Annotated in this window: 18 protein-coding genes; 8 read left to right on the top strand and 10 right to left on the bottom strand. The window is 44.8% G+C overall.

The annotated features are described in order from the left end of the window. Window positions 1–69: 69 nt before the first annotated feature. Window positions 70–438, bottom strand: coding sequence for a PH domain-containing protein (locus B1A85_RS08440; RefSeq protein ID WP_246841374.1), 369 nt, complete (start codon window positions 436–438; stop codon window positions 70–72). On the opposite strand from B1A85_RS08440, the gene B1A85_RS25165 reads away from it, so the two are divergent. The 5 genes from B1A85_RS25165 to B1A85_RS08420 all read left to right on the top strand — a co-directional run bounded on the left by B1A85_RS25165 (window position 437) and on the right by B1A85_RS08420 (window position 3,779). Further along, the gene (locus B1A85_RS25165) at window positions 437–631 is read left to right on the top strand and encodes a hypothetical protein (protein ID WP_246841373.1); all 195 of its coding nucleotides are present in this window, start codon (window positions 437–439) and stop codon (window positions 629–631) included. The two genes, B1A85_RS08440 and B1A85_RS25165, sit on opposite strands and share 2 nt — an antisense overlap. Window positions 632–780: 149 nt before the next feature. Then, window positions 781–2,211, top strand: coding sequence for a dihydrolipoyl dehydrogenase (gene lpdA, locus B1A85_RS08435; protein WP_104546469.1), 1,431 nt, complete (start codon window positions 781–783; stop codon window positions 2,209–2,211). A gap of 86 nt (window positions 2,212–2,297) precedes the next feature. After that, window positions 2,298–3,185: an indole-3-glycerol phosphate synthase TrpC gene (trpC, locus tag B1A85_RS08430; protein WP_104546468.1), complete on the top strand. Its 888-nt coding sequence runs from the start codon at window positions 2,298–2,300 to the stop codon at window positions 3,183–3,185. Window positions 3,186–3,206: 21 nt separating this feature from the next. Then, a complete protein-coding gene (locus tag B1A85_RS08425; RefSeq protein WP_104546467.1) occupies window positions 3,207–3,431 on the top strand; it encodes a DUF5340 family protein in 225 nt (74 codons plus the stop codon). Window positions 3,432–3,449: 18 nt separating this feature from the next. Further along, window positions 3,450–3,779, top strand: coding sequence for a GNAT family N-acetyltransferase (locus tag B1A85_RS08420; RefSeq protein WP_210404310.1), 330 nt, complete (start codon window positions 3,450–3,452; stop codon window positions 3,777–3,779). 167 nt (window positions 3,780–3,946) lie between these two features. On the opposite strand, the gene B1A85_RS08415 is transcribed toward B1A85_RS08420, so the two are convergent. Continuing rightward, on the bottom strand, window positions 3,947–4,378 hold the full coding sequence (locus tag B1A85_RS08415; protein WP_104546466.1) for an SRPBCC domain-containing protein: 432 nt from the start codon (window positions 4,376–4,378) through the stop codon (window positions 3,947–3,949). A gap of 198 nt (window positions 4,379–4,576) precedes the next feature. Here B1A85_RS08415 and B1A85_RS08410 point away from each other — a divergent pair, with 198 nt between their 5' ends. Continuing rightward, window positions 4,577–5,185: a hypothetical protein gene (locus tag B1A85_RS08410; RefSeq protein WP_104546465.1), complete on the top strand. Its 609-nt coding sequence runs from the start codon at window positions 4,577–4,579 to the stop codon at window positions 5,183–5,185. A gap of 152 nt (window positions 5,186–5,337) precedes the next feature. After that, window positions 5,338–6,492, top strand: coding sequence for an alanine--glyoxylate aminotransferase family protein (locus B1A85_RS08405; RefSeq protein ID WP_104546464.1), 1,155 nt, complete (start codon window positions 5,338–5,340; stop codon window positions 6,490–6,492). Between the two features lie 189 nt (window positions 6,493–6,681). Here the strand turns inward: B1A85_RS08405 and B1A85_RS08400 are convergent, their stop codons facing one another. The 6 genes from B1A85_RS08400 to B1A85_RS08370 all read right to left on the bottom strand — a co-directional run bounded on the left by B1A85_RS08400 (window position 6,682) and on the right by B1A85_RS08370 (window position 11,158). Beyond that, on the bottom strand, window positions 6,682–6,879 hold the full coding sequence (locus tag B1A85_RS08400) for a DUF2949 domain-containing protein (RefSeq protein ID WP_104546829.1): 198 nt from the start codon (window positions 6,877–6,879) through the stop codon (window positions 6,682–6,684). Window positions 6,880–7,407: 528 nt separating this feature from the next. Continuing rightward, entirely contained in the window at window positions 7,408–7,914 is a 507-nt protein-coding gene (locus B1A85_RS08390) for a DUF192 domain-containing protein (RefSeq protein WP_104546462.1), read from the bottom strand. A 68-nt stretch (window positions 7,915–7,982) separates the two neighbouring features. After that, on the bottom strand, window positions 7,983–8,678 hold the full coding sequence (gene nblR / locus B1A85_RS08385; RefSeq protein ID WP_104546461.1) for a response regulator transcription factor NblR: 696 nt from the start codon (window positions 8,676–8,678) through the stop codon (window positions 7,983–7,985). Window positions 8,679–8,790: 112 nt separating this feature from the next. Then, the gene (locus B1A85_RS08380) at window positions 8,791–9,711 is read right to left on the bottom strand and encodes an NAD(+) kinase (protein WP_104546460.1); all 921 of its coding nucleotides are present in this window, start codon (window positions 9,709–9,711) and stop codon (window positions 8,791–8,793) included. A 158-nt stretch (window positions 9,712–9,869) separates the two neighbouring features. Next, window positions 9,870–10,850: an SDR family oxidoreductase gene (locus tag B1A85_RS08375; protein WP_104546459.1), complete on the bottom strand. Its 981-nt coding sequence runs from the start codon at window positions 10,848–10,850 to the stop codon at window positions 9,870–9,872. A gap of 197 nt (window positions 10,851–11,047) precedes the next feature. Then, window positions 11,048–11,158, bottom strand: a complete 111-nt coding sequence (locus B1A85_RS08370) for a PetM family cytochrome b6-f complex subunit 7 (protein ID WP_246841372.1) — start codon at window positions 11,156–11,158, stop codon at window positions 11,048–11,050. Between the two features lie 187 nt (window positions 11,159–11,345). On the opposite strand from B1A85_RS08370, the gene pdxA reads away from it, so the two are divergent. Beyond that, window positions 11,346–12,437 (top strand): 4-hydroxythreonine-4-phosphate dehydrogenase PdxA, encoded by a 1,092-nt coding sequence (gene pdxA, locus B1A85_RS08365; protein ID WP_104546457.1) that lies wholly within the window; start codon window positions 11,346–11,348, stop codon window positions 12,435–12,437. Window positions 12,438–12,455: 18 nt separating this feature from the next. Here pdxA and B1A85_RS08360 read toward each other — a convergent pair whose 3' ends face one another. Together B1A85_RS08360 and B1A85_RS08355 are read right to left on the bottom strand one after the other, a co-directional pair. Next, window positions 12,456–12,704, bottom strand: coding sequence for a DUF1816 domain-containing protein (locus B1A85_RS08360; protein WP_104546456.1), 249 nt, complete (start codon window positions 12,702–12,704; stop codon window positions 12,456–12,458). Between the two features lie 405 nt (window positions 12,705–13,109). Then, window positions 13,110–13,796 (bottom strand): response regulator transcription factor, encoded by a 687-nt coding sequence (locus tag B1A85_RS08355; protein ID WP_104546455.1) that lies wholly within the window; start codon window positions 13,794–13,796, stop codon window positions 13,110–13,112. Window positions 13,797–13,878 lie beyond the last annotated feature (82 nt).

The following is a 13,878-nucleotide window of genomic DNA, read 5'->3' as shown; positions in this document are numbered from 1 at the left end:
AAGTTGATTTTTAGATTGAAGTTAAAGGATAGGAGTTGAGTGAGGCAAAATTGTTTATTCCAGAAAAGATTACGACGATGAATCAAATGCTGCTAGGACTTGATGAGCAAATTTTTCTGGATCGTCTGGCGTAACAACAACTGTGCGATCGCGCAACTTGAGAATGACGGCTTTACTCAGATCAGTGGCATAAGCTTCATAATTTCCTAATCTGCGGTTGTAGAACTTTCCAGAAAAACTAAATAAACCACCATTTCCCCACTTGCGGATCGAGTTTCGCATTGCTTGCGGGTCTACCTCAGCGGTAATCAAATTCTGTAAATCAACTTTGGTATTCCAACCAAGGCGTTGAATATAAAGGGTATTGTCTGTAATGACATAACCGCGAATACTGAAGAAGAGAGAGGTTAATAAAATCGCCACAGGAATGATTACCATGGCAACTATCCACGCAAGATCGCTGCGAGGACCTGTTAACAAGCCAATTAGAACAATTCCCAGTAGTAGTGCAGAAGTTATGGTGGCTATCACTATCAGCGATCCTGCCCAAGGAGCCTTAAATACTCCATTCACAAATAGCTTCTCCTGTGGGACATTAATGCTTTACTTATATGTTATTCGTGGCAACTGATACGTTAGTGGTAGGTTAGTAAATCGTTATTCAGTACCTTGAGATTTACAGACTCCCGCTTGCGGGAACCCTAAAAAAAGACTTGCATTGATTGCTGAGTCGAGTTGAGAATAAGTTAGAGTAACGCGCGCGCTTTGAGGAGACCTGCGGTGAGTCAGGAAGCATTTGATTACGATTTAGTCATTATTGGCGCTGGAGTCGGCGGACACGGTGCGGCTTTACACGCAGTCAGCTGTGGATTGAAAACCGCCATTGTCGAAGCAGCGGATATGGGTGGAACCTGTGTCAATCGGGGTTGTATCCCCTCAAAAGCACTACTGGCTGCTGCTGGTCGCGTGCGAGAATTACGCAATGCGCATCATCTCAAAGCTTTAGGAATTCATGTTGGGGATGTGACGTTTGACCGTGCAGCGATCGCCGCTCACGCGAATAACTTAGTTAGCAAAATTCAGGGTGACTTGACAAATAGCCTCAAGCGTCTGGGTGTTGATATTATCCGCGGTTGGGGTAAAGTCGCAGGACAGCAAAAAGTCACAATCGCTACCGACAACGGAGAAAAAACCGTTACAGCCAAAGATATTATTCTTTCGCCTGGTTCTGTCCCGTTTGTTCCACCAGGAATTGAAGTAGACGGTAAAACAGTATTCACAAGCGACCAAGGCGTCAAGTTAGAATCGCTTCCCGACTGGGTAGCAATTATTGGTAGCGGCTATATTGGGCTAGAATTTTCTGATGTGTACTCGGCGCTGGGGTGTGAAATTACAATGATTGAAGCCCTAGACCAACTTATGCCAGGCTTTGACCGCGATATTGCCAAACTCGCTGAGCGGATATTAATTACACCGCGCGATATCGAAACGTATGTGGGAATTTATGCAAAGCGCGTGATTCCTGGTTCTCCTGTAGTTATTGAACTTGCAGACTTCAAAACGAAAGAAGATGTGGATGTCATTGAAGTAGACGCTTGCTTGGTTGCTACGGGACGCATCCCAGTGACGCAAAACCTCGGTTTAGATTCGGTGGGCGTCGAACTTGACCGCCGCAATTTTATTCCTGTAGACGATCGCATGGCAGTTTTATCTGCGGGTGAACCTGTACCGCATCTGTGGGCGATTGGCGACGCGAACGGCAAAATGATGTTAGCGCACGCGGCTTCTGCACAAGGTATCGTTGCTGTTGAAAATATCTGCGGGCGTCACAAAGAAATCGACTATCGCAGTATCCCCGCCGCTGCGTTTACGCACCCTGAAATTAGCTATGTAGGAATGACCGAAACTGCGGCGAAAGACATGGGTAAAGAACAAGGATTTGAAGTGGGTGCAGTCCGCACGTACTTTAAAGGTAATTCTAAAGCTCTCGCGGAAGGCGAAGCTGACGGTATCGCAAAGGTCGTGTATCGTAAAGACACTGGGGAAGTCCTCGGAGTTCACATTATCGGAATGCACGCCTCAGATTTAATTCACGAAGCCTCCGCCGCGATCGCCAATCGTCAATCTGTCCATTCTTTGGCGCATCTCGTCCACGCCCACCCCACACTTTCAGAAGTGCTGGATGAAGCCTATAAACGCGCGATCGCTTAAGTAAAGTGCTAATCGGTAATTGGTAATTGGTCATCAGCAAAAATATCTATTACCCATTACCCATTTCCCATTCCCCATTCCCCAATATGCAAATTCGCCGTCGTCCACCAAATCCATCTGTAGACATCCGCAACTTGCGCTATCAGGTTGCACTGCCTGATGCTGAGCCACAAAATATCTTAGAAAAAATTGTCTGGCATAAAGAAACTGAAGTCGATCAAATGCGGGAAAAACTCCCTTTAGTCGAACTTCAGCGTAAAGCCCTTGCTGCGCCACCAACGCGTGATTTTATGAGTGCGTTGCGTCAAGGAAAAACAACCCCTGCACTTATTGCCGAGGTAAAAAAAGCTTCACCAAGCAAGGGGGTCTTTCGCGAAGATTTTGACCCTGTAGCGATCGCGCAATCGTATGCGCAAGGTGGTGCTAGCTGTCTTTCGGTACTGACGGATGAAAAGTTCTTTCAAGGCAGTTTTAATAATCTTGCCTTGATTCGTGGTGCAGTAGATCTACCACTTTTGTGCAAAGACTTCATTATCTACCCGTATCAAATGTACATGGCGCGAATTCGCGGTGCGGATGCGGTGCTGTTGATTGCTGCAATTCTGAGCGACCAGGATTTACAATACTTTGTCAAAATTGCAACTGCTTTAAAAATGGCAGTTTTAGTTGAAGTTCACACCCTACAGGAACTTGACCGCGTTTTGGCAATTGATGGCGTACAATTAGTTGGTATAAATAATCGCAACTTAGAAGATTTTACCGTAGATTTACAGACAACTTGCGCGTTACTAGAAGCACGCGGTGAAGAGTTGCGATCGCGGAATATCTTAGTCGTCAGCGAGTCAGGATTGCATACACCCGCAGATCTACAAGTTGTCGCTCGTGCAGGCGCAGCAGCGGTACTCATTGGCGAATCTTTGGTCAAGCAAAGCGATCCGCAAGCGGCGATCGCGGCTTTATTCACAACTCAGTAAGCTGACAAAATCAACTTCTTCATGCAAACAATTCCCCTTCCTTCCCCCATTCACTACGAACTTTTGTTGCAGCTATTAGAACAACAGACACTATCCGCAACAAGTCAAAATCCAACTTTGCGCGAACAAGTGAATCAGCTGATCGTTACCCTGCGTAAAGCCGCCGCGCAACAGAAACAGCTAGAAGAAAGTTGTCAGCAGTCACAAATTGCAATTGAATCGCGGTGGTCACTGAATCATCAATAAAAGAAAAAACGAAGGGTGATGAACTGCATTATTCGACCGCTGATGATTGAAGATGAGCCGTTTTTGTGGGAAATGTTGTATCAGGCACTTTACATCCCCAAAGGGCAATCTGCGCCACCGCGCGATGTCGTTAGCCTCCCAGAAGCTTGTTATGTTCGAGGTTGGGGACGTGAAGGCGATTGTGGTCTCGCTAGCGATGCGATAACAAAACAACCGATCGGCGCGGTGTGGTTGCGCTTACTCGTAGGCAATCGTAAAGGTTATGGTTATGTAGATGATGGCACGCCTGAACTGAGCATTGCTGTATATCCTGAATATCGCGGTCAAGGTGTAGGCACCAACTGCTGACTCACTTATTTAGCTCCAATTGCGGACAATCATCAATTTCGCTGAGTGTCTCAGTCAACAATCCGGCGTTGCGGCTTTATGAGCGTTTCGGGTTTAAAGTCGTCAGCAAAAGCGCAGAGTCACTCACGCTGCGACGAGATTAACGCAACGTTGGTAGCGTAGCAAAATCAACTTTCTGCGCGGGCTTTGAGTGCTTGATTCATCTTTTCAAAACCACTTTTAGTTTTCGTGTCTAAGCTGTTTGCTAAAAAGGGAACGAGTAACCCTGAGAAAACTTCGCTGTGGATAAATCGAATGCGATCGCGGTCTCGCGACTCAATTTGAAAACAATGTTCGCCATCAAAAATTCCTGGTAAAAGCAACCGCCCTAACCAACGCAATTCTCGTTCAGGTTCAGCAACCAAAACTGTGGGGCGAAATGTCATCGGGTTTCCCCCTGGTGGTTGCAGTTGTACTTCTAGCCGCGCCCCTTTTTTCACCTCACCGCGCACAAAGCGAATAAACGGGTTCCATTGTGGATAACTATCAAAGTCAGTCAAGATTTTCCAAACCTTGCTAGCCGCAGCATTAATTTCAATGTGGGTGTTTAACTGCTTCACAAGCCATCTCCTCAATGAAAACGCGAGCGAATCATGCTGCTAGATTAACAAACTTTAGACGATGCGGAGACTGATTTATTTTCTGACTAAATGTATAGTACGTACATCGCATAAATTTTAGGCATTGACTAAAATAAAGCGACCGCGATAGTACTTATCAAAAACCAGACAGTTAGCCCAATCGACGGGAGAACTAGCGTGTTAGAGCAAGATTTGATACAGAGTGAAGCGCATCGGTCGGAGCGTTACTTGCACGCGATCGCGAAGAATCGCTATAACGAAATATCTTCTGATAATCAAACCGAGCAAAAGCAATCGGAGCGCATTTATCAGCTAGAACGAGCGTTAGAGCAGTCATTGAAGTATTTAGCAGAATTGCGCAGAAAGCTGAAAACTCAAGCTTTACTCGAAGCACAGCTAGCAGCAGTCGAGGAAATTGCCAATTTACAGAAGCAAGTTATTAGCAAATTGCAACAGCAACAATCGCAGGTGCAATTGCAACAAGAGTTACATCAGAATCTTCAGCAAACGGCAATTCTCCAAGAACAAATTATCCAGCAATCGCAACAAGTTGGCGAGTATGTTGCTGCGGTACATTATTGGAAAGAGCAGTATTTAGCAAGTGTGACGCTGGCGCTCGAATTGAAAGAAGTGATAGAAAGATTTTTGCCAGAACGATTACTCGAACTTTCCCCTTTATTGACAATGGTGCAATCAATAACACAAAAAACACGCGAAGTTGCGTCAACTTTACCTGCGCCTGCAAAGCGCGCGTCTAAGGTTGATTTACCACCTTTTTTGAAATAGTACTATTTTTTCATATGTTGGTTGAGAACTAAGCTGTATCCGCGATCGCACTTTTGCAGGTATAATCAAAAGATTTCCCAAAATCGTACAAGCTTTTCAACTTGTGCAATCCTAGAGAAACCCCTATCTCTTCGCACAACAGTAGGACAACGATGCAAGACAAGCTGATGCTGATGATTCCTGGTCCCACTCCGGTACCAGAGGCGGCGCTACTCGCGTTAGCCAAGCACCCCATTGGTCATCGTACCAGTGAATTTAGCAACATTTTGGCAGAGGTGACAGAAAACCTTAAGTGGCTGCACCAAACGCAAAGCGATGTGATGCTGCTGACAACCAGCGGTACAGGTGCAGTCGAAGCTGGAATGATTAATTTTTTGAGTCCTGGCGATCGCATTTTAGTCGGTTGTAACGGTAAGTTTGGCGAACGCTGGGCGGAAGTTGGTGAAGCTTATAGTTTGAATGTCGAAAGAATAACTGCTGAGTGGGGACAACCCCTCGATCCGCAGGCGTTTGCGGAAAAACTTGAAGCTGACAAAGAAAAACAAATCAAAGCTGTCGTCGTTACGCACAGCGAAACATCAACAGGCGTACTCAATGACCTAGAAACAATTAACCGCCATGTTAAAAATCACGGTGAAGCACTGATTATTGTCGATGCTGTGACAAGCTTGGGTGCGGTTAATGTACCAATGGATGCTTGGGGTTTAGATGTCGTTGCTTCTGGCTCGCAAAAAGGTTACATGATTCCTCCAGGATTGGGAATCGTTGCGGTTAGCCCCAAAGCTTGGGACGCGTACAAAACCGCGAAACTACCCCGCTACTACCTCGATTTGGGTAAATATCGCAAAGCAACTGCGAAAAATACAACTCCGTTTACGCCACCGGTCAATATGATCTTTGCTTTACACGCAACGCTGCGGATGATGAAGCAAGAGGGATTAGAAGGAATCTTCGCCCGCCATCAAAGATTAATGAATGCAACCCGCGCTGGAATTAAAGGCTTAAATCTACCTTTGTTTGTCAGCGATGATTGTGGAAGTCCTGCGATTACTGCGGTAGCACCCGAAGGAATTGAAGCGGATCAGGTGCGTGCCATTATGAAAAAGCGTTTTGATATTGCTTTAGCTGGCGGACAAGACCACCTCAGTAATAAAATTTTCCGGATCGGACATCTGGGCTTTGTGAGCGATCGCGATATTCTCAGTGCGATTTCAGCACTTGAAGTTGCCATGCACGAACTCGGTTACGAAAACTTCACTCCTGGTGCGGGTGTGGCTGCTGCAGCAAGGGTTTTTGCTCAATCGTAGGATGAGGGGCTTACTCATTCGCGTACGCAGTTTTGACGTGCAGATCGCGATATCAAAAGAGCGGGTATTACCCGCTCTATGGATTGCCAGTACATTGTTCGTCTCCTTTAGCTACTACCTACGCATAACTTGGGTGTATAGACATAATTGAACTAGCATTTGGCGCTTTTTCAGATTTTTTTAGTATTGCTATACTGCTGCGCTTTCCAACCAATCGTAGATTTGATTGAGTTGATCTAACGTCACTAGACCATATTGCCACAGAATCATGGGTAATGGACCTGGATCTTGCTCGCGATGGCGTAAAGCGACGTCAATTGAAGCAGCAGATATCGATAAATCTTTTTGGAGAAAATCGATGAATTTTGAGTAGTTTGCGGGTGACATAATTTCACCTTCCGTTGTATATAAGTTTAAGTTTGAGTTATTTGTCATATGATGAGCTAGTACTCGCTAGCCAGTTTTTTGTCTGTCTCGATACCACTCGTGAATTGTTAACTCTATATTGACAGTGAAACTAGCTATTGCGTGTTTCCCTAATATAGAAAGAGTACCAATACGATGTGGAATAGAATTTTAGCGCAACTTGCTAATCTTCGTGAGTTTATTCCAGGGAAAGCAAAATATATTAAGATTATTTTTACTTTAATGCAGCAATATTGTTCACCTATAACAAGGAGGATATTAGCTACTGAATTTTACTCTCCCAGAAGACTGATTGGGGTTTAACTTGTGCAAATTTGATTTTTTTGAATTGTAACGCTCTACACAGGAAAAACGAGCGCAGCAATAATTTTGTTTTTTTATCAAATCTATCAAATATTACCTCGATTGGCGTCAAAGCACCACACTTTTGTTGGGGAATTTCCCCCATTTTATAAATAATGTGCTAAGGGAAAATTTCTCGTTGAGGTTTTACGAGTCTAAAAAGCGAATATCTAGACGATCGCCGACGCGAATTCCGAGTTCAGCGGCGCGTCCTCCACGCAGTTCAATTACTTGATTAACAGGTGTTTCGGGACCATACGTCGGACAGGGTTCAGCTTGACAAGGCGGTACAGCAGGTGCGATCGCTTTCACGCGTCCATTTTCTAAAAAAATCATGTCAAGCGGAAATCGGACATTTTTCATCCAAAAACCGACTGGGCGCGCCGGTTCGAAGACAAACAGCATTCCGCGATCGTCGGCTATCGTGTCGCGATGCATTAATCCGATTGCTTGTTCTTGAGGTGTCCGAGCGACTTCCAAGTTAATTTTACGTCCGGCGATCGTTGCTACGGCGGTAATGGGCAGCTTTTGACCAGCATTTACAGATTGTTGCGCCAGAGGTGTCACGGTTGGCGATACTGCGGGCGTTGGTGTGGAACAACCCAGCATCATAGTTCCTAAAATTATGCCGAGGACAGTAGAACCACGACTCACTTTATTAATAACTCCCAGTATTTGCGTTCATAGCTCTTGAGCGGTTCTCCATCATCAGAGTTCCCTAATTACGATTCTCGTAAAACGTAGCCCACACCCCGCACGGTTTGAATAAGACGTCTATGTCCTTCGTCTTCTATCTTGAGGCGTAAATAACGAATATAAACTTCAATGACATTCGATTCTCCCATGAAATCATAACCCCAAACATTTTCGAGAATTTGTTCGCGAGTTAAAACTTCACGCGGATGTTCCATCAAATACTTGAGCAGTTCAAACTCCTTCATTGTCAGATCCAGCGCTTTGCCATGACGAATAGCGCGACGCGTCCCTAAATCTAGAACGAGATCGCCAAAGCGCAGTTGTTCGGTTACGCCTGTATCAGGTTGTAAATAGAGGCGCACCATCTGCAAAAATTCTTCCGAGCGGTAAGGTTTGAGAAAATAGTCATCGGCTCCCGCTTCTAAACAAGCTATGCGATCGTCAACTGTATCTCTTGCCATCAAGACTAATACAGGTACGCGCGCTCCTGCTTTACGCAGATGAGTACATAACTCTAACCCTGATTCGCCAGCGAGCATGCGATCTACAACAATCAAAGCAGGTTGCATTTCTCGCGAGTATTGCATCCCACTATAAGCGTCAGTAGCAATTACTGCTTCGTAGCCTGATTCTTGTAGGTCAAGACTCACTTGCTCTGCTAAAGTCTCATCAGTTTCGACTACTAGAACACATGGACTGCGTTCAGCCTCTGCCGTACTCATAAGCCGCTATCCGCGAATGAAGGATTGCCTCTAGTTATAGCTTAGTTATCACATGGCTAAACTAAGCACGAACACTTAATTATATTCATATCCTTACAGAAATTGCCCACTACTAAGGCAACTCTACCGAAGTCGGCTTGGCGATATGGGGTAGCCCCCAACCTAGCTTTTCGCGTAAAATGCGAAAGAATTCAGGCGATTGCAGGCGGATAAAACGCGCGGAGTATTGCGATCGCGCTAATTTCACCTGATCCTCAGGAAAAACATAGCAGCCAGCATTGCCATCCACCACCATCACCAACCGATCTGTGCTCGCACTCGAAATTGTTACTGTTTCGGTATCAGCGAAAACCAGCGCTCGTGACGCGAGCGAATGCGGACAAATAGGAACTAGCTGCAGTACAGGAACTCCTGGCGTGACTACTGGTCCTCCCGCACTCAACGAATACGCTGTTGAACCAGTGGGAGTCGAGACAATAACGCCATCTGCAGCAATGTCTACGGGCGCGTGATGTCCCACCGCAATTTCAAAATGGCACATACATGTCAAAGGTTCGCGATGTAGTACCATCTCGTTTAAGCACAAGGCTTCCCAAAGAACGGATTCCCCGCGACGCAATACCTTAACGGCTAACATCGCCCGTTCTTCAATCTCGTATTTGCCCGCCATCACTTGTTCCATGACTAGCGGTAATTGATTGACATAAGCTTCGGTTAAAAAGCCCATGTGTCCTGTATTGACCGTTAGGATCGGAACGCCACAAGGAGCTACTAAACGAGAAGCCGCTAAAACTGTGCCATCACCGCCAAGGACAATGGCAAATTTCATTTCCGCATCAAAACCAGGTGGAGTGAGACCTTCAATTGGTGTATGACACACCGGACTTTCTGGGTTCGAGTAACCCAAAATCCCTCCGATACCAGTTGTGACACAAACTTCCCAACCCGCTGCAATGAGCTTGTCTTTCAGTTCGTTAGCAACACGACCGGCAATCGGTTTAACGTCGTTGTAAATAATGCCTGCTTTCGGCACGCTACAAGTCCAGATTTCCGCAATGCTTACTATTAGCTAGATCCTTGCACATTTTTGCTCAAGAGGCGAGGTGTTTCTTTCAGAGAGTCTGAAGTGTCGAGCTCAGAAAATACTTCAATTTAAAACTCACGCACTAGCAACTATTCACTCACTCCTCTTTAACTCTTAAACGGCGTTTTCTTGGGAGTTTGCTTCTTTTTTGTTTTGGTTTTTTCGTAATCGAGTTCTCGCAATTTCTTCAATATTCTGGCAAAGTACTCTTGCATATAACTTTCCAGGGTTGTGGTTTCTGTTGGATCTAACCCAAAGACTTGATAAACTTCCTCCATGGGAGCATCCAAGGGTTTGCCATTTGCTAAGACTTCAGTAAAAGCTAAGCGGTCGGCAACGTTCCATCCCCATTGAAAAAAGCGGAGTACGCGGCGCATTGTCCGTAGTAAATTGATTGGCATTCGCGTAATGCGCGCCTCTTTACCCGATAGCCGTTCGCATAAATCAATAATTTCTTCCGCACTCCAAGCACGAGTTCCGACTACTGGAAAAGTTTGTTTTTCTGTTTCTGGAACTGACAGAGCGCGAACCGCGAATTTAGCAATATCTTGCGTATCCATGTAGGCGATCGGCGAAGACTCCCCTGTAATCCATACGGCTTGTCCTTCCAAAATTGGAATTGCGTACTGTCCAATCAACCCCTGCATAAAGCCACAGAGTCGCAAAATCGTATAGTTTAAACCAGCTTCTGCTAAAAATAGCTCAGTACATCGCTTGATTTCCATAAGCGGGACATCAGGATGCCGATCTGCGTCTAGTAGCGAGAAGAATATATAACGCTCGACACCAGCAGCTTTAGCTGCTTGGATAAGCGCGACTTTCCCCTCCCAATCAACTTGTTTGATGCTCAGGGAATCGGTAGCGCGAGCTGTGGCTGCGTCAATAATTGCAGTTATACCCGCAAGCGCTGGAGGTAAAGTATCTGGATAGCACAAATTACCGGCTACCAGTTCAGCGCCCCATTCTTTTAAAAAAGTGGCTTTCTTAGGATTTCTTACAAGACAGCGTACCTTATACCCCTCATCGAGAGCACGGCGAACTACTTGTCTTCCCAAGGTGCCAGTAGCACCGACAACTAATATAGTCATGAGGGATTAGCAATGAATCTTAAACTTTTATTCATAAAATCCTATCAGAATTCATTGTAGTCACAAAACTTTACAATAGGAGAGAGACGACTTTTAAGCCAGGGAAGCACGAGTTACTAGTTGCTAGTTACCAGTTGTTAGCCACTCCTGACACTAACTACTAGCCACTAACCACTAGCTACTAACCACTGAGTCCTCTACAATTCGCTTCCTTCGCCTCCCTGAATTTTGAGTAAGAGAAAACCCAAAACGATGCCGATAGGGATCAAAGTGAGACACAAAATGGTTGCTGTAAACATCTCGCCCATAATAATTCTCCTTCGCTAAGTCAATTGCAGTAAGCTAGTATGAAAAAGTCCACAACTCAGGAAGAGGCAGTGTCTTCCTAAAAAAATTTAGACTAGTGTAAAGTATTTTAAATCAGTTCGGTGACATAACTCTGCTTATTTGTTAGTTGATACGCAATCATCTAGAGGTGCTAACTCAAACTTTTGTATGTATTTGTTGCAGCAGAATTTGCTTCGTGCAGAAACATGTCCGCGTTTGGCTTTGACATTGGGCGATCCGGCTGGTATAGGACCAGAAGTGATTTTAAAGGCTTTAGCCAAACCAGAGTTTCCGCAAAAATACGATGTCACCGTTGTTGGCAGTAAAACTCAACTCCTCAAAACCTACGAACAGTTACGCCAGCACTGTCGTGACAATTTAGCAAATCCAGAAGATTTAAAAATTATAGATATTAATACTGAAGATTCTATCACTACTGGAATCGGTAATGCAGCTAGTGGAGCTGCAAGTTTTGCTTATTTGCAAGCCGCGATCGCCCGCACGCAAAGCGGTGAATTTGAGGCGATTGTCACAGGTCCCATTGCTAAGTCTGCTTGGAAAGCCGCGGGCTACAATTACCCTGGGCAAACCGAGTTACTCGCGCAAAGTTCGGGCGTGACAAGATACGGAATGTTGTTTGTTGCGCGATCGCCCCACACAAATTGGACGCTGAGAACATTACTCGCGACGACGCACATTCCTTTACGTCAAGTTGCGGATACACTGACCCCTGAATTGCTGGCGAATAAATTAGACTTACTCGTGGAGTGTTTGCAGCAAGATTTTGGGATAGAAAAACCCAGAATTGCGATCGCCGGATTAAATCCGCATAGTGGAGAATCAGGACAACTCGGACGCGAAGAACAAGACTGGCTCATTCCTTGGTTGGAAAAAGAAAGATGCGATCGCCCCGAAATTCAATTAGATGGTCCCATACCGCCAGATACGATGTGGGTAAAACCCAGTCAAGCTTGGTATGGGACTATCGATACAGCAAAAGCTGCAGACGCTTATCTTGCGTTATATCACGACCAAGGTTTAATTCCTGTCAAACAACTTGCGTTTGACCGTGCGGTAAATACTTCAATCGGTCTTTCTTTTGTACGGACTTCACCGGATCACGGTACAGCGTTTGATATTGCAGGTAAAGGAATTGCGGATGCTACTAGCATGAAAGCCGCTATACAGCTTGCTGCTGAACTTGCTTGTCAAAGAAGCTTCTTAAGAAGTATGACGCAAATAGGTTTTTCTGACTCTTGAGCCTCTAATCATTAATCGCTAGCCACTAGCTACTAAGATTTGTTCTTCAACTGTTAGTTCTGTAGGCTGACATTGCTTGACTTGAACGCGAATTTCTTGACAGCCCTCTTGTTCTATGTCCTCGATGTAACCCGGTAAAAACCATTGTGCTTCCTCTCTACTCGCAAATGGTCCAAAGTAATAAATGACATTCGGTTGAGTCGTTATAACTTCTGCCCACCAATCGAGTTCAACGTGGTCGCTATTAAAGTCATCTACTGATTTCATAAATATTTGCTCCCTCATCTTCAGCGAGCATATCTAGCGAACGCTCTTCCTATCGGAGTTTAACAAGGCGGATTGAGCAGTTTGCGGATCGAGTTAAGTTTCTAAAATTTAATATTTTGTCAATGTGAAAATCTTTAGAGAGAAAGCACTCTGGGTTAACCTCTAGAGGCATATAGGGGCTAACCCAGTGCATCATAAAGAAGGGCAATGAGGAGATTTTAGCTTTGATGAACAGCCAATCACCTGACTTAGTTACTTAACCTACAAGTTGCGCGTGAAGAAAAGGGAGAAGAAATCGTGAAGAAATCGGGTATTCTTCAAAAAAGTTCCTCAATCTCACAAAAAATCAATTTAATATAGAAAACTTAATCTTTTGTTGATAAGCTTTGCAATACATAGAATCAACTATTGATGTAGCAAGGGTTGTCTGAGGCGATAGCCGACACCGTGAACAGTTTCAATAAAATCACTCGCAGCTCCTACAGACTTAAGCTTTTGGCGCAAAGTCTTGATATGCGCTTTGACTGTATCTTCTTCGGGCGGATCTTCCAAAGACCAAACATGTTCAATAATGGCACTACGACTAATAACTCGCCTGCCATTACGTAAGAGCACTTCGAGAAGACTATACTCTTTAGGTGTCAAGTACAAAGGTTTTTCTTTGTAGGTGACTTCGTACGTACTCGGATCTAGCTGTAATCCATCCCATTCCAAAATTGGCGACGTTTGCGAGCTTCCTCGTCGCAGTAGCGCGCGAATCCGCGCAAATAATTCTTGTAAATCTACTGGTTTGATGACATAATCATCAGCCCCCGCATCTAGCCCTGTAACTTTATCTGCAATATTATTTAAAGCAGTTAGCATCAGTACTGGAATTCCGTAGCTTTGAGAACGCAGCCGCTTACATAAGCTGATTCCGTCAAGTTTGGGAAGCATCATATCCATAACAATAAGATCGTACGTAACCGTTTTGACTTGTTGCCAAGCGGCTTCCCCATCACTTACTGTATCTACTACATACCGTTGCTCAATCAGTGCTGTTGCTAAAATTTCGGCAAGGCTAAGATCGTCTTCGACTATCAGAATCCTCATGGAGCAAAATTATTTTTGGTATCCATTGTCAACCAGCTTAAAAAGCAATTAATTTATTAAGTTACTACTGTTGAATACTTTG

The organism is Chroococcidiopsis sp. TS-821 (assembly GCF_002939305.1).
In the GTDB taxonomy this organism is placed as follows: Bacteria; Cyanobacteriota; Cyanobacteriia; order Cyanobacteriales; family Chroococcidiopsidaceae; genus Chroogloeocystis.
This window is presented reverse-complemented; position numbering and strand designations above follow the sequence as displayed.